This is a genomic window from Virgisporangium aliadipatigenens (assembly GCF_016863615.1).
Classification (GTDB): domain Bacteria; phylum Actinomycetota; class Actinomycetes; order Mycobacteriales; family Micromonosporaceae; genus Virgisporangium; species Virgisporangium aliadipatigenens.
On sequence record NZ_BOPF01000029.1, the window covers coordinates 93,232 to 113,611 of the forward strand.

Annotated in this window: 17 protein-coding genes; 7 read left to right on the forward strand and 10 right to left on the reverse strand. The window is 72.7% G+C overall.

The annotated features are described in order from the left end of the window. Nucleotides 1–12: 12 nt before the first annotated feature. Nucleotides 13–471: a hypothetical protein gene (locus tag Val02_RS32560; RefSeq protein ID WP_203903110.1), complete on the reverse strand. Its 459-nt coding sequence runs from the start codon at nt 469–471 to the stop codon at nt 13–15. A 218-nt stretch (nt 472–689) separates the two neighbouring features. Beyond that, a complete protein-coding gene (locus Val02_RS32565; RefSeq protein WP_203903111.1) occupies nt 690–1,286 on the reverse strand; it encodes a hypothetical protein in 597 nt (198 codons plus the stop codon). A gap of 196 nt (nt 1,287–1,482) precedes the next feature. Between Val02_RS32565 and Val02_RS32570 the strand changes: the two genes are divergently transcribed. Beyond that, nucleotides 1,483–1,878 (forward strand): effector-associated domain 2-containing protein, encoded by a 396-nt coding sequence (locus Val02_RS32570; RefSeq protein ID WP_203903112.1) that lies wholly within the window; start codon nt 1,483–1,485, stop codon nt 1,876–1,878. Between the two features lie 242 nt (nt 1,879–2,120). Beyond that, nucleotides 2,121–5,327, forward strand: coding sequence for an FxSxx-COOH system tetratricopeptide repeat protein (gene fxsT / locus Val02_RS32580; RefSeq protein ID WP_373317978.1), 3,207 nt, complete (start codon nt 2,121–2,123; stop codon nt 5,325–5,327). A 1-nt stretch (nt 5,328) separates the two neighbouring features. Here the strand turns inward: fxsT and Val02_RS32585 are convergent, their stop codons facing one another. The 4 genes from Val02_RS32585 to Val02_RS32600 all read right to left on the reverse strand — a co-directional run bounded on the left by Val02_RS32585 (nt 5,329) and on the right by Val02_RS32600 (nt 9,247). After that, nucleotides 5,329–6,588: an aKG-HExxH-type peptide beta-hydroxylase gene (locus Val02_RS32585; protein WP_203903115.1), complete on the reverse strand. Its 1,260-nt coding sequence runs from the start codon at nt 6,586–6,588 to the stop codon at nt 5,329–5,331. Then, nucleotides 6,585–7,775, reverse strand: coding sequence for an FxsB family cyclophane-forming radical SAM/SPASM peptide maturase (locus Val02_RS32590; protein WP_239153496.1), 1,191 nt, complete (start codon nt 7,773–7,775; stop codon nt 6,585–6,587). The genes Val02_RS32585 and Val02_RS32590 overlap by 4 nt, the downstream gene beginning before the upstream one ends. A gap of 4 nt (nt 7,776–7,779) precedes the next feature. Beyond that, complete coding sequence (gene fxsA / locus Val02_RS32595) at nt 7,780–7,998, reverse strand: FxSxx-COOH cyclophane-containing RiPP peptide (protein WP_203903117.1); 219 nt, start codon at nt 7,996–7,998, stop codon at nt 7,780–7,782. A gap of 262 nt (nt 7,999–8,260) precedes the next feature. Continuing rightward, nucleotides 8,261–9,247 carry a WD40 repeat domain-containing protein gene (locus tag Val02_RS32600; protein ID WP_203903118.1) on the reverse strand — a complete coding sequence of 329 codons (987 nt, stop codon included), beginning with the start codon at nt 9,245–9,247 and terminating at the stop codon, nt 8,261–8,263. 74 nt (nt 9,248–9,321) lie between these two features. Here Val02_RS32600 and Val02_RS32605 point away from each other — a divergent pair, with 74 nt between their 5' ends. From Val02_RS32605 to Val02_RS32615, 3 genes are all read left to right on the forward strand, one after another. Further along, nucleotides 9,322–9,468, forward strand: a complete 147-nt coding sequence (locus Val02_RS32605) for a hypothetical protein (RefSeq protein ID WP_203903119.1) — start codon at nt 9,322–9,324, stop codon at nt 9,466–9,468. 41 nt (nt 9,469–9,509) lie between these two features. Next, nucleotides 9,510–10,880 (forward strand): hypothetical protein, encoded by a 1,371-nt coding sequence (locus tag Val02_RS32610; RefSeq protein ID WP_203903120.1) that lies wholly within the window; start codon nt 9,510–9,512, stop codon nt 10,878–10,880. 178 nt (nt 10,881–11,058) lie between these two features. Beyond that, the gene (locus Val02_RS32615; protein ID WP_203903121.1) at nt 11,059–11,544 is read left to right on the forward strand and encodes a hypothetical protein; all 486 of its coding nucleotides are present in this window, start codon (nt 11,059–11,061) and stop codon (nt 11,542–11,544) included. A gap of 62 nt (nt 11,545–11,606) precedes the next feature. Here Val02_RS32615 and Val02_RS32620 read toward each other — a convergent pair whose 3' ends face one another. After that, nucleotides 11,607–12,203 carry a TIGR03086 family metal-binding protein gene (locus Val02_RS32620; RefSeq protein WP_203903122.1) on the reverse strand — a complete coding sequence of 199 codons (597 nt, stop codon included), beginning with the start codon at nt 12,201–12,203 and terminating at the stop codon, nt 11,607–11,609. A 25-nt stretch (nt 12,204–12,228) separates the two neighbouring features. Beyond that, a complete protein-coding gene (locus tag Val02_RS32625; RefSeq protein WP_203903123.1) occupies nt 12,229–13,389 on the reverse strand; it encodes an epoxide hydrolase family protein in 1,161 nt (386 codons plus the stop codon). Nucleotides 13,390–13,576: 187 nt separating this feature from the next. Between Val02_RS32625 and Val02_RS32630 the strand changes: the two genes are divergently transcribed. Then, nucleotides 13,577–15,826, forward strand: coding sequence for a histidine kinase (locus Val02_RS32630; RefSeq protein ID WP_203903124.1), 2,250 nt, complete (start codon nt 13,577–13,579; stop codon nt 15,824–15,826). 8 nt (nt 15,827–15,834) lie between these two features. Here Val02_RS32630 and Val02_RS32635 read toward each other — a convergent pair whose 3' ends face one another. Next, nucleotides 15,835–16,461 (reverse strand): response regulator transcription factor, encoded by a 627-nt coding sequence (locus Val02_RS32635; protein ID WP_239153497.1) that lies wholly within the window; start codon nt 16,459–16,461, stop codon nt 15,835–15,837. Nucleotides 16,462–16,508: 47 nt separating this feature from the next. Continuing rightward, entirely contained in the window at nt 16,509–17,165 is a 657-nt protein-coding gene (locus Val02_RS32640; protein WP_203903125.1) for a TetR/AcrR family transcriptional regulator, read from the reverse strand. A 203-nt stretch (nt 17,166–17,368) separates the two neighbouring features. Between Val02_RS32640 and Val02_RS32645 the strand changes: the two genes are divergently transcribed. Beyond that, nucleotides 17,369–20,248, forward strand: coding sequence for an AfsR/SARP family transcriptional regulator (locus tag Val02_RS32645; protein ID WP_203903126.1), 2,880 nt, complete (start codon nt 17,369–17,371; stop codon nt 20,246–20,248). Nucleotides 20,249–20,380 lie beyond the last annotated feature (132 nt).

Genomic DNA, 20,380 nt, shown 5'->3' on the forward strand with positions numbered 1-20,380 from the left:
GGCCGGGTCCGGCTAGCCCTGTGGCCGGCCCGGTGCGGAAGGGCCCGCCGGTGCCGGGCCTCCCATGGTCAGGTGGCCGATCTGCGCCGCGGCGACCGACGCTCCGTGGGCGTTGAGTACCGGACTGCCGTGAATGGTCATCACCTGCCCGCCGGCGGCGGCACCCGCCTCGGCCGGCGCACGCAACGCGAGCACCTTCCGCAACTCGTCGGCCAGCTCCGGGTACTCGTCAAGCAGCTGTACGAAGCTGCCCCGCCAGCGTTCCGTTGCGGTCTCCGTCGCCACCCGGCCGTCACAGACCTCTTCGCGGCTCTCGTCGAGGTTGCCCGCCTGCCGCGCGGTCCGGGCGGCGTCGCCGCGGCCCATCCACCCGGCCACACCGTCGCGCACCGCCTGCCATCCGTCCCCGGCCATGGCCCGCACGACCTCCTGGGCGGCGAGCACGGCGAGCGCTGTCAGCATCGGATCCATCACGGACCTCCCGTCGTTGATCGCGCTCACCCTATGGCGCGGCGAAGGGCCGCCGGGCCGGAAGTCTCGGACGGCCCATGTCCGCATTCGGACTCCGCCCTTCGGGTGCAAATTGCCGCAACCCGGGCCGTCGCCGAGGACCGGGTGGGTGCAACGGCACGGCATGTCTCCATGATCGGAGGGTGATCGTGGGTGTGCGGCATCCTTACCTACGTCACCTACGGCGTCCCCTGTCCCGGGCTCCGACGGCGCACCGCCGTCACGATCGCCATGATCCCGGCGACGATCAGCGCGAAGCAGGGGACGAGAAGGGCGCCGAAGAACGCCGTCGCGCCGCCGAGGATCGCGGCCGCCATGCCGCCGGCTTCGAACGCGTCCCCGACGGCGTACAGGTCGGTGCCGGGCCGATCGCAGTCGGAGGTGCACGAGAGCGTGTACCGCCCGGACCGGTCGACCGTGATGTCGTACAGCACCACCCAGGTGGTGTCCTCGATGGTGGCGCTCAGCCCGTAGGAACGTTCGGTCAGCGCGGCCTCGCCCGCCCCGCTGACCTCGCAGGTCGCCCGCGCGATCCCGTCGGAGTCCTGCGGGAAGACGGCGTAGACCGTCGCGGCCCGGTCCTTCGTCAGCTCGACCGTCGTTTCGTCGCCGCCGTGGAACCGCGCACCCACCGAGGGGAGCGTCCCCCCGACGGATCCGAACGACGCCACGCCCAGCACCACGAGCAGCGGTGCCGTCAGGACGCCGACCGCCGCGATCGCGGCCGCGAGGACGTACCAGCCGCGGCCGGGTCGCGGGGGGCGCGGATCGACCATGGGAAGGATGGTGCCATGCCGGGCGTCGATGCCGGGACAGCGGTCGCGCTCCGGTACCGGAAGCCAGGGAAATCCGCAAAGCCGAACGTCCGTCGCGTGTACCGCTAACTGTTGATCAATGGGCGCCGGTTGTAGGCTTCGGGCTTCCGGGATTTTCGGTGAACCGGGCTCATATTCGTCGATCGGAGTGCTTTTCATGATTCAGCCGATCGGATCACGGCCACCGCCGCGCCGGCCGGTCGACGACGGCACGTCGGAAAACGGGAGCGACCTCTCCGATATCGCCGACGCGCTCGCCGAGATCGACGAGCTGAACGACCCGGCCGGCCTGCGCGTGCTGTTCACCGCGCTTCCCAGGGCCCTCGTTCTCACCATTCCGCACAATCCACGGCCGCGATTCCAGCTCATTCATCTCGTCCGCGGTTGTGCCGATTTCAGCGGCGGCGGGCGGGCGTTGTTCGACGCCGTTCACACCGTGCTGCCGGAGGGTTGTCGAGGACGCTCACACGCATTGCGGCTGATCGCGCGGCACTGGTCGCTGCACGGGCCACCCGAAGCGGTTCGTCCGTCCGATCCCGCTCCTGTCGATTAGTACTACCAGTGGTCGGGCGACCCGGGCCCGATCCGCAATGCGACGCTTCATCGCCGGTGGCGCCACGTTGTGCCACCCTTCGGTCCCGGCCCGCGACGACGGTTCATGGCAAGTCGGTCGAACTCTGACACCGGAAGGTTGACGTGCGACAGTTCGAGGTCTCCGCCGAGCAGCGGGAGCGACTGAGCGAGGCGCTGCTTCGCATCAGGGACCTCCATGAGGCCGACATTCTCGGCCTGTGCGTGGACGAGCTGGAGCGGCGACTGGCCAAGCCGCTGTCGCTCAAGCGCTTCGCGCAGGCGCGGTTCGCGATCTGGGAGCTCACCACCCGATGCACCGAGGAACTGGACGCCGTGCTCGAACTGCAGGCCGTCGTGTCGCGGTTCTTCCCCGATCACCCCGCCCTGGTGGACGTCATCACCATCGTGGAGGAGATCGGGACGCCGCCGCTGCTGAGTGAGGATCAGGAGCGGCAGCTCGTGCTGTTACTGGACGGCTACGACGTCGAGGTGAGACGCTCTACGTTCCACGGCGTCTTCGGCAACCCCCTCCGCAAAGACGACCCGCACTGGTCCTCGACCGCCCGACACGTGCGTTTCGTTGAACTCACGTGTCGCACGAAAGGCGGTTTGCCTCTGCTCCTTACCTACTTGGAGCAAACGGCACACGCACCATCGCACAGCGACTTGCTCCACCCGATCCACACCTGGATTTCGGACGTGGGCGCAAACGCCGGCCTGGACCCGGCGGTACTGCGTGCACTGTGCCCATCGCCCGCCTCGGAGGGCAGCCATTTCTCGCGGAATCCGGGACTTGACGCCACCCGGGCACACCTAGACAATTCCCACGCTCTAGGATCCGGTGAAGAGAGCGATGATCCATCAGCAGGAGCAGGAGACGAAGCGGTGAATCCCACGTCCACGCGACACAAGGTTCCGGCGGACGTGGTCCCACCCATTCGGGGGAACCTGCCGATCCGCAACACGGACTTCACCGGACGTGGTCCGTTGATCTGGCAGCTTCGCGAATCGCTGCTGAAACGCTCGAACGCATCAGTGGTCCCACAAGCTTTGCATGGTCTGGGCGGTGTTGGGAAGACCCAATTAGCGGTCGAGTACGCATACAGGTATATCGATTACTACGGCCTCATCTGGTGGATCAACGCCGACCACATTACGGCGGTCCGATCATCGCTCGCCGAACTCGGAAGGGAACTCGGAATTCCGCCGAGTCCCGACATCGACCAGTCCGCGAAAACCGTACTCAACAGCCTCGCGACCAGTACCCGCAGATGGCTGCTCGTCTACGACAACGCCGACAACCCGGAGGACCTGGCCGGTTTACTGCCGCCCACCGAGGGGCACGTCATCATCACCTCCCGAAACGGGGAATGGTCGCAGGTCTACGACGCGATCGAGGTGGACGTTCTCGAACGGCATGAAAGTGTGCAACTGATCCAGCGGAAAACGGGTGACGCGATTCCCGCCGACGAGGCCGATCATCTGGCCGAGAAGGTCGGCGACCTGCCGCTCGCCCTGGAGCAGGCCGCCGCGTGGCATTCCGCGACCGGCATGCCCGTCGAGCGGTACCTCGCCCTGTTCGACAAGCACGTCGAGGAGTTGATGGGCGAGAACAAACCCGCCAACTACCCGGCGTCGGTCTCGGCGTTCCTGCGCGTCGCGTTCGACAAGCTGCGTGAGGGCTCCGTGCCGGAGGCCCCGCAACTCCTGGAGCTGTTCGCCCACCTCGGTCCGGATCCGGTAGCCGCGGCGTTCCTGCGCAGCGGGCGCGGGCCGGGCATCTCCGAGCCCCTCCGGCAGGCCCTCGGCGACGAGATCAAGCTGAACCGGGCCATCTCCGCGCTGCGCCGCCACGGGCTGGCGAAGGTGCTGCCCGGCCAGCAGCTCCAGGTCCACCGGCTGGTCCAGTTGGTGCTGCGCGAGGGGCTCCTGGAACGCCGCCGCGAGCGCAGCCGCGAAAATGTGCGGATCATCCTGCAGGGCGCCAATCCCGGCGACCCCGACAACCGGGCCACCTGGCCGCGGCACCGTGAGATCGGGCCGCACATCGGTCCCGCGGACCTGCTCGGCGCGCCGACCGCCGACGCCCGCCGGGTCGCCCTCGACCAGGCGCGGTACCTGTACAGCACCGGCGACTACGCCGGCAGCCGGGACCTGGCCGAGACCATGATCAGCCGCTGGTCCGGTCCCGCGGAGGACGGCGGGATCGGCGCCGACCACGAGCACACGTTGCTCGCCAAGCGACACCTCGCCAACGCGCTGCGCCAGCTCGGCCACTACGAACGGGCCCGGCTGATCTCCACCCAGACATTGGAGACGCTGCGCGCCAGCCCCGAGTTCGGCGACGACCACGAGCACACGGTCGCCGTCGGCCTCGGACTCGGCTACGACCTGCGCCTGTCCGGCGACATCGCCGGCGCCCACCGCAGCGACGAGGAGAACTACGCCCGCGCACGGCGCACCTACGACGACGACGACGTGGCCGACGCCCTGCACGCGAAGAACAACGTGACCGCCAGCCTCAAGATGCTCGGCGACTTCGACACGGCGTACCGCCTCGACACGGAACTCGTCCAGCAGTGGCGCAGTTCCTTCGGCGACCAGGACGCCCGCACGTTGCGCAGCATCAGCAACGTCGCCCGCGACCTGTACGGGCTCGGCCGCTACGCCGAGGCGCTGGAGACGCAACGCCTCTCGTTGCCCGAATACGTCGCGCTGCTGAGCCCGGACCACACCGACGTCCTCCAGGCGAACCGCACCATCGCGATCGCGTTGCGCAAGACCGGCCGCTACGGCGAGGCGCTCACCCACGCGCGGGAGACCTACGAGGCGTTCCGCACCCGGTTCGGTCCCGACTACGAGCACACCCTCTCCGCGACGATGACGTTCGCGAACACCCTTCGCACCGTCGGGCAGTTCACCGAGGCGAAGAAGTTCGCCGACGAGGGCGTGGAGGCCTACGTCCGGGTCCTCGGCGAGCGGCATCCGCTCACGCTCGCGGCCCGCGTCAATCTCGGGATCATCCTCCGGGCGATCGGCGACCTCCGTGACGCGCGCGAGGTGGAGCGCTCGACCTACGAGGACCTGCGTGCCGTGGTCGGCGAGCGGCATCCGCACACCCTCTGCGCCGCGGGCAACTACAGCAACAGTCTGGTGCTCGCGGGCGACACCGCGGCCGCGCGGGCACTGTCGGAGCCGCTGCTGAACATGTCGCGCCAGGTTCGTGGCGACGCGCACCCCTACACCCTGGGCATCGCGCTGAACGTCTCCCTCGACCTGCGCAACGCCGGCGAGGCCGACGAGGCCCGGGACCTGTTCGGCAAGACGATCGCGCGCCTGCGCGACATCCTCGGCACCGACCATCCCGAGGTGCTGCACGCCAGTCAGGACCGGCGCGCCGACTTCGACATCGAACCGCCGCCGATGTAGGTCAGCTCCACCGGACACTCGCCGTGGACCGGTTGCGCAGGGCCCAGCGCAGCCGGTCGCGGCGCACGTTCCGCCCGGCCCGCCGCACGACCGCCGGCGGCAGCGGGTCGGCCAGCATCTCCTCGACCGCCTCGCTGAGCGCGGCCACCAACGCCCGTCCGTCGGTGGTGAGCAGCCCGCAGCCGCGTGCCGCGACGACGGCGAGCCGGAGCTGCTCACGCAGCAGCGCGAACTGGTAGTCGGCGGCCTCCACCGCGTTCGCGGCGTGGAAGCGGCGCCACATCGTCGCGACGCCCACGAACGCGTAGATGCCGTGCAGCAGACCGGTGATCGGTCGCGGGTCGTTGCGCCACGGCGCGAAGTAGCGGCGCGTCTCGTCGCCCCGGATCGCGGGACGCAGCCGCAGCATGACGTTCAACTTCGAGTGCTGCAGTTCGTGCACCAGGTTCGCGGCGAGGGCGGGTGCGAACGCCGGCATCGTCAGCCCGAACGCCCCGAAGACGTCCGTGGAGGTGACGCTCACCTCCCGGCCGATCGCCGCGCGGTGGAGCGGCACCAGCACCAGCGCGTCGGCGCCGATCTCCGCGGCGAGGTCGGGCGCGTGCCGGACGAGCAGCCGCCACGCGTCGTGCAGCAGCGCCCGCCACGACTCGACCTCCGCGCCGGTCAGGCGCCCCGCGAGGGGGTGCCGGTGACAGTCCCGTTGCGGATCGAGGTCGTCCAGGACCGCGTGCAGCGTCCTTCCGCCGTGACTCACCGAGATCCGGCGCAAGGGCTGCAGATCGAGAGTTCCCAGGGGAACGTCGTCAAGGGAGACCCGCTCTCCCGCGACGCTCGCCCGGACCGACGTGACGTGCTCGCGCCGCAGCGCGACGGCGCCGGTGTCGGGCAGCATGACCGCGCCGCCGCTCGCCGGTACCTCCACGCGGGCCGGCGTACCCGCCCGCATCGCCGCCACCAGAGCGACGGCACCGAGGCGCGAGGTGAACCGCTCCGGTGCCTCGTCGCGCACCGCGTTCGCCAGCCAGGCGCCGTTCCACGGGTGTGCCAGCAGCTCCGACACCACCTCGGGAGCCGCCTTCTGGGCCACGCACAGCGCCTCGAACTCCGGCGAGCGCCCGAATCGGTGCACGAGATGACGCAACAGCAGCAGGTGCTCGTTGAGCTTCGCGTGGCGCAGTTCGGCCAGGGCCGCGGCGCCGCCACCGCCGTGCGCGAGTGCCGCGAACGTCCGCGGGTCCAGCCGCAACCGGCGCATCATGCCGGCACGTCCAGCGCCGTGACCACTCTGGCCCGCACGTGATCGACCAGGTACATGAGGTCGGCGCAGTACCGGGACGGGTTCAGGAAGCCCGTGCCGCGCCGGTACCGATGGGCGTAGAGCCCGCCGCCGCAGACCCGCATCACCCGGCACGAACGGCACTGCTCGCACAGTGCCGCCGGTCCCAACTGACGCGCCATCATCCCGGGGTGTTCCAGGGCGTCGTCGAAGGAGTCGCGGAGCACCGACAGCCCGGTCGACGGCGCCTCCGGGTAGGCGGACTTGAGCGAGTCGCTCTGCTCGATCGAACCGTCCGACTCGACGACGGCGACGGCGCTCGGGCTCAGGCCGATCAGTTCGGTGGTGCTGACGCCGCCGAACAGCAGGTGGATCAGGTCCTCGAACAGCCGCACCCGCACCACGTGCGGCCGGATCGCGAACCAGCGGTCGAACGCCTCGGCCAGCCAGCGCCCGTACGCCGTGGGATCCACGTCGGCGCGCGGCGAGGTCGACCAGTTCGCGTGCGGCAGCAGGAAATTGACCGACGGCGGGTCGAACGCCAGCAGCGCGTCCCACACCTCGTCGGGATCGGAACGCACATCCACGACGCACAGCAGGCCGCCGAAAATCGGCCGGAACGCCCTTGAACCGAGGACGCGAAGATTCTCCGACACCCGCGCGAACGAGCCGCGCCGTTGACGGTCCGCGCGCCGCCGATCATGAATATCGGCACCGCCGTCGACGCTGACCCCGACCCGGACGCCGTGCCGCGACAATGCGGAAAGCATGTCCCCGGTGAGCCGCACGCCATTCGTCTGGACGCTGACGGCGACGTCGACTTCCGGGGAAACGGCTCGCCGGAAGACGGTGACCAGCTCCGCTATTTCCGCGACCGGCGCGAGCAACGGTTCGCCGCCGTGCAATGCGATCGAAATGCGCGGAAGAGCGTGCGCGTCGGCATGTTCGGCGACCCGCCGCGCGGCGGCGACAACGACCGACTCGGACATCCGAACCGGCTTTGTCCGCCAACTCTGATCCGCCATGCTGTACACGTAGCAATAGGTGCACGCCAGATCGCACGGCTGCCGGATCTTCAGTACGAACTCCCGGAACGGCACCGGCCGCCAGCCGGAGGCTCGCAGGTCGGCGGCCCGCAACGACCCGTGCGGCCACTCCCGCGGATGCACGGGATCACTGCTCTGGGCGGGCGGATGCGACGTTGGGGTCACCGACATAGCTCTGCCAACCCGCGACCACGTCGTGGGTGCGGCGCACATCCGCGATCAGGCGCCGGAGCGCACTGCCGAGAACCGAGTCTTCGACGTCGACCAGTGCGTCCAATGACAGGCCGGTCACATCGATGAGCACGTCGTGGGACCCAAGGGTGCCACCGTCCTGGGCCTCCGGCATCCACCAACTCCCACTCGGACATCGCAGGGCTCGGGCAAGCGCACAGCGGCGGACGACCGCCGACCCGTCTTCGGTACCATACGTCGATGCCCGTCGTTTTCCCAAGCCCGGGATAACAATCTTGGAGTCGAACGTCCGTGGTGGGCACCGACACCACGCGATCGCTAATGATCCTGAATTCTAGAGCGCGTCCGAGTTGTCGAACCGGTCCGAAGACACATAACTTTCGCGCTGATCACGCATTACGCAATACCCGTCCGGCTCACGCCGCGTGCGGCCGGATGTCGACGCCGCCGTCGTTGTCCCCGGCGGCCACGAACGTCACGCCGTCCACATCGGTCACCGCCACGCAGGAGACCGAACCGAGCAGCCCTTCGACGTCCGGCGCGGCCCGGGTGTCGCGTTCGAGGTCCCACGCCTCGACGCCCTCCTCCGCGGCGATGAACGCGATCGGCCGGCCGTGCACCACCGCGACCTCGATCTCGTTGATCCAGCCCGCCTCGCGTTCCCGGGTCGCGACGCGCTCGCCCGTGGCCAGGTCCCGCAGGTGCAGGTGACCGGCCTCGTAGAGATCGGTCCACTCGTCGCCGCTGAACGCGTCGGTGCTGTGCACGGCCATGAACCTGCCGGCGACCTCGGCGAACGCGCCGACGCCCCGGTCCTCGGGAGTCAGGTGCGGGGGCAGCAGCGGGGTGGCGGCGGCGACGTCCCAGATCGTCACCAGCCGCATGTCGGCGTCCGCGTCGGGGAACAGTTCACGGTCCGGCTCGTCGGCGGTCAGCGCGACCGGCCTCCCGTCGAACAGGGCGAACGCGTGCAGCACGGCCCGCCGCGGCAGCGGCATGTCCTCGACGACCGCTCCGCTCGGGGCGTCCCAGACCCGCAGGTGCCCGTCGGTGACCGCCGCGACGAGCGAACCCGTCGCCGCGAGTCGCCCGCCGCCCGCGACCGACAGCGGCTCGCCGACTGGCCGGCCGGTGTCCGGGTCGAAGCGTCGGATCGCGTCGTCGTCGGCGCTGATCAGGACCCCGCCGGCGAAGGCCAGGCCGGTGATCCAGCCGTCGTGCGCGGCGATCGGTTCGCCGACGGGCCGGCCGGTCGCCGGGTCCCAGAACAGGATCGTGCCGCCCTGGTCGCCGGACGCGAAGCCGGGCCGTCCCGCCCGCACCACCGCGGTGACGCAACTGACGGGCTCGGCATGGCCGACACCCCGGGGCGGCGCGTCGGCCACCTCGATCCTCTGGTCCATGGCACACACCGTGGAACGTTTGGGCCGCGAGGTCAACGGGCACAGCCTCCCCGCCAACCCCGACGGAGGTCGACATGTCCATCCAGGCATTCCTGTACATCGTGGCCATCATCCTGTTCATCCTCGCGGCGCTGCCGATCCCGACCCGCGGCCTGAACCTCGCCTGGCTCGGCGTCGCCGTGGGCCTGGCCGCCTACTCCTGGCCGGTCATCACCGCCTGACGCGCGGCCGGCGGGGCGCCGCGCGCGGCTAGAGTCCCTGGATGCCGTTCTTTCCCCGCGCCGAGCACCTGGCGGCCCACCTGCGCGCCCGGCGGGTCGGGATGCCCGCCTGGCGGATCGGTGCGGCGACGGCGCGGCGGCTCGACGGCGACTGGCAGGGCGCGTGTGCCGCCGCCGGCATCGCGGTGGAGCCGTCCCTGTGGCGGCGGATCGAGCGCCTCGGCCTGGTCGACACGATCGGTGCGCAACTGCCGCACCTGGCGCCCGACCTGTTGCGCTGGCACCTGCCCCGGGTGCCGGACGGACTCGACCCGCGGCAGGACGAGGAGGAACTGGTGCTCGCCGACCGGCGCGCCCCGTCCGGCATCGAACGGCACCGGCTGTGCCTGGTCTTCCGCTGGCAGGGGCGGGAGGAGCCGCGGCTGGTCCTGCGCACCCGCCTCGCCGCCCAGGACTGGCGGTACGAGCACCGGGTCGACCGGGCGTTCTGGGACGTGCGGGAGCCCGGTGCGCTGCGGGAGCGGTGCGGCGACAGCACCCGCACGGCGTTCTACGAACGGGACGGCTCCCCGGCGCCGGTGCCCGACGCGCCACCCGCAGGCGGCGCTGCCGTTCGCACGCTGGAGTGGGCGACGACCCGCTGGGACGCCGGCGACATCGACGGCGCCCTCGCCGCCTACGGGCTGAGCGCCGAGGAGCCGCAGGAGTACCTGTGGCGCGGGATCCCGCTGGCGCTGGACCGGGTGGCCGCCCGGGCCCACGAGTGGTGGCGCAGCACGCGGCAGTCGCACCTGACGTTGAGCCGCCGGTTCGGGTGGGCGCAGCTGGAGTTCGTGCGCCGGCCGCACGGGCCGGTGCTGGTGTCCTACAACGAGGACCGGTTCGGCGAGGGCACCGCGATGTATCAGGAGCAGTGGCAGCGGCTGCCCGACTGGGACCTGTTGCGGCACGGGATGATCCGGCCCGAGGAACTGCACCCGCTGGTGCACCGGTCGCTGTTCCCGGACGCGGCGCAGGTGCCGCCGTTCACCTGGTCGCCGGATCTGACCGCGCCGGTGCTGGTGCCGTGCGGGGGCGGACAGCACGAGGTGCGCATGGTCGACGGCCGGCTGCGGTTCCCGCACGACGACGCCGAACTGGTCCGCGAGGAGGCGCTGTCGGCGATGGGCGCACCGGTGCGCGGCTGCGCGGCCGCCCGGCTCGCCTGGTACGGCGGCGGGAAGCTGCCGCCCGGGCTGGACGAGTGGCGGCGGCAGCTGTTCGGCACGGTGTTCGCCGACAACGTGCCGGGCCTGCGGGCGCTGCTGGAAGCCGGGTTCGACCCCGGGCTGCGCGGCACCGACCGGCTCACGGTGCACCACCACCTCACCGGCGAACAGGTCGGGCAACTCCGCGACGCGGGCCTGCTCTGATCTCCGTTCCCAAGGAAATGTCTGTTGCCCCGGAAGGCGTGAGCGGCGCGTCAGTGGCGCGTCAGAGGGACGTAAGGACGGCCCGGCAGCATGGCTGTCCGGCGCCGGATCCGGCGTGGTACGTCTCGAACCAGCGTCCGTGACGCTGGCCAATCGTATGGGGGCTCAAGTGATTGGTGTGCGACGACTCGCCCGCGCGGTCGCGGTGTTGGCCATGGGGGTGGCGGCGGTCGCGACCGCGGCCGCACCGGCCGGGGCCGCGCCGGGAGGAACGCCGGCGAACGGCTGCGTCCTGGTGGCGCAGCAGCCGGACGAACGGACGAAGACCATTGCGCTCGTCGAGCGGTGCGGTGCCGCGGCGGCCACCGAGACGGCGGCCGCCGACGTGGTGGCGCTCGCGCAGTACTTCGAGCACGCCGGCTGGTCGGGCCAGAACGTGTACGTGTACGGCGCCTACGGCACCTGTGACCGGGAGGGCTACACGCTCAGCGTCGGCTCGCCCTGGTCGGGCATGATGAGCTCGTACCGGGTCTTCGGCAACTGCTACTACTCCACCGTCACGAACTGGTGGGGCAACACGCGTTACGGCGCCATCGGCGACCAGTCCTACGTCGGCGACAGCTGGAACGACGACGTCGTCCAGTTCCGCACCTGGTCGCGGTGACCGGAGTCCGGTCGCGGTGATCGGAGGAGGCGGCGTCCCTGGGCCGGGGCGCCGCCTCCGCGTCAGTGGCCGTCGGGCGTCCATCGCGGGTCGCGGCCGAGGTAGCGCAGCAGCGCGTCGGCCGCGTCGTCGCCGTCCCGCGCGGGAAGGGCGGCGGCGTAGGCGAAGCCGCGCAACGGTTCCGCGGTCGCCCGGGCTGCCGGCATGAGCTGTTCGGCCAGTGCGGCACTGAGCGGTGTCGGCTGGCCGGTGGCGACGGCGACGTCCCAGGCGTGGACGGCGGCGTCGAGGGCGCACGCGGCGGCGGCGAGTTCCGGGGCCAGTTCCGGCGTGGGCGGCAGCGGTGTGCTCACCGAAGCCGCGGCCGGGTCGACGCCGGCCCAGGCACCGGTGGCCGCCTCGATCGCCTTGGCGACGGTGTTCTCCACGCCGCCGTCGAGCCGGCGCGGCGGGTCGAACGGGTTGTAGGAGGGTAACGGCGACGCGCCGCCCCCCACGACGGACGCCCAGGCGTGCTGGTCGCCCGCGGCGTGGAAGAGCACCTGCGCCACCGTCCACTCCGCGCACGGGGTCGGGTCGTCGAGCCGGTCCGCGGCGACGGCGCCGGTGGCGACGCGGCGCAGGGCGTCGAGGGCGGTGCTGAGCACGGGGAAGGTCACGATGGATTCCTTTCGGGTCGGACGGTCAGGCGAGGGCCGCGAAGAACTGGCGGAGGTCCTCGACGAGCAGGTCGGGTGCGTCGTGCGTGGCCCAGTGCCCGCCGCGGTCGTAGGTGTTCCAGCTGACGATGTTGCGGTGGTCGCGCTCGGCGAACCGGCGCACGGCGTGCAGGTCCCAGGCGAACGAGGCGAGGCCGAGCGGCACGGAGGTCGGCCCGGGGTCGGCGGTCCGCGCCGCGCGGTGATTCTCGTAGTAGAACCGGGCCGCCGAGGCGGCGGTGTTGGTGAACCAGTACAGCGCCACGTTGGTGAGGATCTCCTCGGGGCCGAGCGCGGTGCCGAACAGCTGCCCGCTCCACGCCAGCTGCCCGGCCGGCGAGTCGGCGAGGGCATGCGCCAGGGTCTGCGGCTGCGCCTGCTGGGACCGGTCGTGCACGGCGTGTTCGACGAACGCCTGCCCGAAGCGCAACGCGCCGAACTCCTCCTCGGTGAGCCCGTCGAACTCGCCGGCGTCGCCGCGCGGGAAGGAGAAGATCTGCGTGACGTGCACGCCGATGACGTGTTCCCGGTCCCGTTCGCCGAGCAGCGGGGAGACGATCGCGCCGGCGTCGTTGCCGTGCGCGCCGTACCGGTCGTAGCCGAGGCGGCGCATCAGTTCGGCCCACGCGTCGGCGGTGCGCCACGCGTTCCAGCCGTGCTCGCGGGTGGGCCCCGAGAAGGTGAACCCGGGCAGGGACGGGATTACGACGTGGAAGGCCGGGGCGCCCGGACGCCCGTGCGCGGCCGGATCGGTCAGCGGCCCGACCAGACCCAGGTACTCGACGAAGCTGTTCGGCCAGCCGTGGGTCAGGACGAGCGGGATCGCGTCCGGTTGTGCGGAACGCACGTGCACGAAGTGGATCCGCTGCCCGTCGATGCGCGTGGTGAACTGGGGGTACCCGTTCAGGTCCGCCTCCCGGGCCCGCCAGTCGAACGAGGTGCGCCAGCGTTCGACCAGGTCGCGCACGTAGGCGAGCGGGACGCCGTACTCCCATCCGGGCGGGACGGGCGCGCCGGATCCGCCGGCGACGACCTCCTTCTCCGGGAGTTCGTCGGTCCACCGGACGCGCTCCAGTCGGCCGGCGAGGTCGTCGAGATCCGCCTGCGGTATGTCGATGTGGAACGGGGTGAGCGCGGCATCGTCCACTGTGGTCGCCTCCCGGTGCGGTGCGTGATCGGCCTGCGTAGACGTTCACAGACCCGCGCGCCGCGGGGTAGTGTCCGGCGCACCGGAGCGGCTGGGTTCCGCAGCGGCGCCGCGTGCCGTTTCACCGGTCGCCGGATGCGTGGCGCACCTCCGCCCGTGCGGAACGCACACCGGTCGGGGAGGGGGCGTGCCCGTGTCACCGGTCGGCGGTAGGCCGGCCCGGCTCGCGACGATCCCGGTCGTGCTGTGCGTGGCGCTCTACTGCTGGTACCGCTTCACGTTCTTCTTTCCGTGGGGCGGGTTCGACCCCGGGTTCGGTCCCGTCGAGCAGGCGTCGGCGGCGGTCGTCATCGCCTCGCTCGGCGCGGTGCAGCTGCTGTTCGCGTTCGGCCGCCCGGCCCGGTCGCGCGCCGGTGCGCTGCTGGCGGTCCAGGTGCTGCTGGCGTACGCGCCGTATCCGGCGTTCGGGGTCTACTGGGATCCGCCGGCGGCCTTCGTCCTCGCGGCGGTGCTGCTCACCTTCGGCGGCCGGCTCGGGTGGGCGTCGGCGGCGCTCGTGGTGCTCGGCGACGCGGCGCTGCGGGTTCCGCTGGAACCGGGTGTCGTCGACGCCGACGGCGGCATCGTCGCAGTGCGGCTCGCCTACGCCGGCGTCGTCACGGCCGCCAACGGGCTGCTGCTGTTCGGCGTGTGCCGCCTCAGCGCACTGGTGCGCGATCTCGACGCCGCACGCGCCGCCGGCGCCTCGTTGGAGGTGGCGCTCGAACGCCTGCGCATAGCCCGCCGCCTGCAGGACGCGGTCGGCGGCCGGTTGGTGTCCGGCATCGCGGCGCTGCGGCATCCGGACGCCGACAGCGGGCTCGGGGAGCGTTCCCGGGCGGTGGCGGCCGACGCCCGGCAGGCGCTGGCCCAGGTGCGCGCGGTCGCCGACGACTACCGGGACCGGACGCTCGCCGGCGAGGCGGCCGCCGCCCGGACCGTGCTCGCCGCGGCCGGCGTCGAGGCGAGCGTCGCGGCCGTGCCGCAGCGGCTGCCCCGGCCGGTCGACGCCCTGCTCGGCGCGATCCTGCGGCGAACGGTCGTCGAGGCACTGCGCGGGACGCCGCCGCGCACCTGCCGCGTCGAGCTGGACGACTCGGCGCGGATGCGGGTGAGCTTCACCGGCGGTGGGACCCGAATCCCCGTTCCCGGGGAAATGGCCGAAGAGGTCCGCGCGCTCGGCGGAAGGCTGCGGACCGCGCCCGGCGAGGTCGAGGTGTGGCTACCGGCGCCGGCGCGCCGACCGGCCGGCACCGGGAACCCGCCACCGGCCGCCGCCGCGCCATGGCTGGCGTGGGGCGTCATGGCCGTGCTCGAGGTCGACCTCCTCATCACGACGATCGCGCGGGTGACCGGCGGATTCGACATGTACGAACCGATCTCCACGGCGCGGGTGATCTCCGCCGTCGCGCTGGTCGTGCCGCTGAGCCTGCTGCAGCTGCACCACGTCCGGCCGCGCTCCGGCGCGGCGCCGCCGGGCTGGCGGTGGACGCTCACCCTGCAGCTGGTGCTCGTCGGCGCGCTCGCGGTCATCGGGGCACCCGTCGTGCCGGCGCCGCAGTACGCGGGTCCGGTGGCCGGCGTGCTGCTCTTCCACCTCCGGCGGCCGTGGTCGTGGGCCCTCGCCGGGGCGCTGATCGTCGGTTCGACGCTGTTCCACCTACACCGGTACGGGGTCGACCTCACCGCGGACCCGCCGCACGTGGCGTGGTGGGCGCTCGTCTCCATGTCCTGGACGGTGCTCGCCGCGGCGGCGGTCGCCGCGCTGTGCCGGCTCCCGATCGCCGCCGAGGAACTGGTGCGGGCCCGCCGCGAGCAGGCCCGGCTGGCGGTGCTGCGGGAACGGCTGCGGATCGCCCGCGACACCCACGACCTGCTCGGCTTCCAGCTCTCCGCGATCGCGCTCAAGGCCGACCTCGCCGGGCGCGCGGCCGCCGCCGATCCCGCGACGGCGCGCCGGCAGCTGGCCGAGGCCGGCCGGATCGCCGCGGAGGCGTTGAACTCGCTGCGCTCCGTCACGGCGCGACCGGGCGGGCTGTCGTTCGCCGACGAGGTGGAGAGCGCCCGCGCGATGCTGGCCGCCGCCGGCACCCGGGTGGAGCTCGAACTGCACGCCGCGCCCGCGCCCTCGGCCGAGTCGCCGCTGGCGATCGTGCTGCGCGAGTCCGTCACGAACGTCGTCCGCCACTCCCGCGCGACCCGGTGCCAGATCGAGACCCGGCCGGTCGCCGGCGGGATCCGGCTGCGGGTCGCGAACGACGGCGTCCCGGCCGGCACCCCGACGGCGGCGGCCGGCAACGGGCTGGCCAACCTGCTTGCCCGCACCCGCGACACCGGCGGCACCCTGAACGTCCACCGCGAGGGCGACCGGTTCGTCCTCGTCGCCGAGATCCGCTAGGTGTGCGCTCAGAGCCAGCCGGCCTCGTGGGCGATCCGGATCGCGTCGACCCGGTTGCGGGCGCCCAGCTTGGTGACCGCCGAGGCGAGGTAGTTGCGCACCGTGCCCTGCGACAGGCCCAGCCGCGCGGCGACCTCGGCCGGCTCGGCGCCGGTGGCGGTCAGCCGCAGGACGTCGTTCTCGCGTTCGGTCAGCGGGTTGGCGGCGACGTCCAGCGCCGCGAACGCCAGCTGCGGATCGAGCACCTTGCCACCGGCGGCGATCGTGCGCACCGCGTCGATCAGGTCGTCCGGGGCGGCGTCCTTGCCCATGAACCCGGCCACCTTGGCCGACATCGCGCGGCGCAAGGCGCCCGGGCGGGCCACGCCGGTGAGGATCAGCGTCCGGCACTCCGGCAGCCACTGCTGCAGCTGCACCGCCGCGCTGATCCCGTCGAGCCCGGGCATCTCGATGTCGATCACCGCCACGTCGGGCCGGGCCCGCAGCGCGGTCGTCACGATCGCGTCGCCGGTCTCGACCGCTCCGACGACCTCGATGTCCTCGGCGAGGCCCAGCACGCTGACCAACGCGTCGCGCAGCATGCGCACGTCCTCGGCGAGCAGCACGCGGATCACGCCGGCCCCCCGTACGTCCATCGGCGGAGCATACGTGCGGGCGCTTTCGCCGCACTGACGCCGGTCTTTCAGGCGTCGCCCGCCCCGGGCTGCCAGCGGGCCATCAGGTCGGCCTGGCGCGCCGGGCGTCCGGGCAGGCGGCACTCGGCCGGGGCGTGCAGCGCCTGCAGCAGCAGGGCGAGGTAACGCCGACGCAGGGCGGCACCGCCGTCGGCGCCCGGTAACTCGATGAACGCGATCATCTCCAGCAGCAGCGTGACGTCGGCCTCGGAGACGTCGTCGCGCAGTTCGCCGGAGCGCCGGACCCGCTGGAACAGCGTCTCGCCCAGCTTGGCGGCCCGCTTGGCGAGGGCGGTCAGCTCCTCCGTCGGCGTGAACGTCCCGGCCAGCCGCTGCGCCAGGGCCTGGCTCTGGCCGTCGACGACGCGTTCCAGGCAGGCGACGTAGGCGTCCCACGGGGTGGCGTCGGAGGCGAGGGCCGTCTCCAGGTCGGCCACGTAGCGGTTGAGGCCGTCCTCCGCCAGCGCCCGCAGGAGGTGTTCCTTGCTGGGATAGCGGCGGTACAGCGCGCTGACCCCGACGCCGGCGTGTGCGGCGACGTTCGCGATCGGGGCTTCGGGGTCGGCGAGGAAGACCACCCGCGCGGAGTCGAGGATCCGCCCGTTGTTGCGCTGCGCCTCCGCCCGCCGGCCGCTCAACGAACTGCGGTGTTCTTCCTCGGCCATTGGCTGAGGCTAGCAGCGCGTCCAGCAGGCGACAGTAACAGCGCGGGGCCCCGCGCCTCTGTTAGCCTTCGCTCCGATCGAAGCAATACGTTCCGTTCCGTTTCACGGCCCCGACGCTTGAGATCGAAGAACGTGAGTTGACTGTCACTTCCCGCCGCACGGTGCCGCCGCACCGGCCGACGGCCTCCGTTGTGCGTTTCCGCGTGCTGGGAAACCTCGAGGTGCGCCGCGACGGCGCGCTCGTCGTCATCTCCGCGGCGAAGCTGCGCATCATCCTGGCGACGCTGCTGCTGCGCGCCGGCCAGGTGGTGCCGGTGAGCGTTCTCGTCGACCGGCTGTGGGACGACGAGCCGCCGGCCGACGCGCGGGCGGCCCTGCAGACCTACGTCGCGCGGCTGCGCCGGCTGCTCGGCCCCGACGCCGCCATCCACACCCGCAGCGGCGGCTACGTCATCGCGCCGCCGGCGCGCTCCTGCGACCTGCGGGAGTTCGACGGGCTTCTGGACGACGCGCGCGTCGCAATGGAGCGCGGCGACCGCGCTGCCGCGCTCGAGTCGTTGCGGGCCGCGACGGCGCTGTGGCGCGGCCCGATCCTGTTCGACGTGGACTCGACGGCGATGCACCGCGACGACGTGCCGCCGGTGCAGGAGCGCTGCCTCGAGGCGGCCACCCGCCGGTTCGCCCTCGAACTGGCGCTCGGGCACCACGGCGCGGTCGTCGAGGAGCTGCGCGCGCTGGCCGCGGCGTACCCGTTCCAGGAGGGGCTGCGCACCCATCTCATGCGCGCGCTGTACCGCTCGGGCCGGCAGGCGGAGGCTCTGAAGGTCTATCGGGACGTGGCGGAGCTACTGCGCACCGAGCTGGGCGTGGACCCGGGGCCGGAGCTGCGCGCCGTTCACCACGCGATCCTGCTCGGCGAGACGATGGACGACGACGCCCCGCCGGCCCCCACAACGGGCGCGCCGGCGGTGTGCCAGCTGCCGCCGGCGATCGGCGACTTCGTGGGCCGGACCGAGGAGGTGGCGGGGATCGCCGGTCTGCTGGCCGCCGGGGGCGCACCGGCCGCGCTGCCCATCGTGGTGGTGAGCGGGGTGGCCGGCGTGGGCAAGTCCGCGCTCGCCGTGCACGTCGCGCACCGGGTCCGGGACCGGTTCCCGCACGGCCAGCTCTACGTCAACCTGGGCGGCGGCGGCCCCGCTCCCCGGGACGTCTGCGAGGTTCTCGGCGAACTGCTCTACGCGCTCGGCCTGCCGCCGGACGCGCAGCCGCACTCGGTGCAGGCGCGGGCGGCCACGTTCCGCGCGCGGGTGGCCGACCGCCGGATCCTGATCGTGCTCGACGACGCCGCCGACGCCAAGCAGGTGGCGCCGCTGCTGCCCGGCACGGCCGGCTCCGCCGTGCTGATCACCAGCCGGCGGTCGCTGGACGAGATTCCCGCCGCCGACCGGCACCGCCTGCAGCCGTTCTCCGTCGCGGAGGGGGTGTCGCTGCTCGACCAGATCCTCGAGCCGCACCGCGTCGCCGGCGAACGCCCGGCCGCCGAGGACCTGGTGGACCTGTGCGGCCGCCTCCCGCTCGCGCTGCGCATCATCGGCGCGCGGCTGCAGCCCCGGCCCACCCTGCGGCTGCGCGTGCTGGCGGACCGGCTGCAGGACGAGCACCGCCGCCTCGACGAACTGGCCGTCGGCGACCTGGCCGTCCGCTCCGAACTGGCGGTCGGCTACGCCGGGCTGGCCGAGCCCGTCCGGGTGGCGCTGCGCCGCATGGGACTGCTGCCGGCCGAGCCCTTCGCGGCGTGGACGCTCGGCGCCCTGACCGACGGCGGCGACGGCGAACGCGCGGTCGAGCAGCTGATGGCCGCCGGGCTGCTGGAGCCGGTCGGCCTCGACCCGACCGGCCAGGTGCGTTACCGCCCGCACGACCTCGTGGCGCTCTTCGCCCGCGAACTGGCCGACGGCGAGGACGGGGCGGTGACCCGGGCCGCGTACCGGCGGCTGCTCGACACGTTCCTGGTCCTGGCGCACAGCGTGCACCAGCGGGTGGACCGCAAGGACGGGCTGCCGCCGGACCCGCTGCCGGAGGGCGTCGCCGCCGCGGCGGTGGACGTCGCCGGCCTCACCGCCGACCCCGGCGCGTGGCTGCAGAGCGAGCGCGGCCAGCTGCTGTACGCCATCACGCGGGCGTGCTCGCTGGGCGGCTACGAGAAGGCGGCGCTGCTGGCCGACATGGTGGTTCCGCCGCTGTCGATGCGCGGCGGGTACGAGCAGATCGTGCGGGCCCGCGCCACCGTCCGGGACGCCGCCCGCGCCGCGGGGGACGAACGGGTGGCCGCCCGGCAGGCCGGCAGCCGGGCGGATGTCCTGCTGTCCCTGAGCCTCGACGAGGCGGCCGCGGAGTTCGCGAGCGCGGTGCCGGTGTTCCGCCGCCTCGGACTGAGCCACGAACTCGTGCACAGCCTCACCGGCCTGGCGTACGCCCGGATGTTCCAGGGGCGGCCGGAGCTGACCCATGCGGCGGAGGCGGCCGACATCGCCTGCGCGACCGGCGATCCGGACGACATCGTGCTGGCGTTGCGCACCCACGCCGACATGCTGGTCCTGCAGGAACGGCCGGCCGAGGCGCTGCCGCTGCTGGATCAGGCGCTGGAGCACACGCAGGCGCTCTGGAACACCGACAGCCACCGCGCCCTGCTGGTGCGCAAGCTGGACTGCGCGATCTCGCTCGGCCGGCTGGACCTCGCCGACGCGACGTACGAGCAGGCCCGCGCGGTCACCGACGCGGTCAACAACGCGCACGGCATCGGTTGGCTGCTCGTTCACCACAGTCGGCTGCGACGGCTGCGCGGCGACCTGGACGCCGCCGCGTCCGACGCGCGCGAGGCGCTGCGGCGCATGGTCGAGGCCGGCGATCCGCGCGGGGTGTTCATCGCCAACCTGCGCCTCGCCGAGGCGTCGCTCGCCGGTGGCGACCCGGACGGCGCGGCGGCGCTGCTGCGCGCGCTGCTGTCCACATCGGACGGTGCGTCGGTGCCGCTGCTCAAGGCGAAGGCCGAGGCCCTTCTGGCCCAGGCCGCCCCCGCCTGAGCCGCCGAGAATCGATTCTGACTCGGGTCCGTCGTGGGCGCGACCGCTCCTCCCGCGAGAGACCGCTCGGGCCGGGGCGGCCCTCCCTGCCACGTTCGCGGCCGGCCGAACGCTCCACAGTGGACGCTGCCC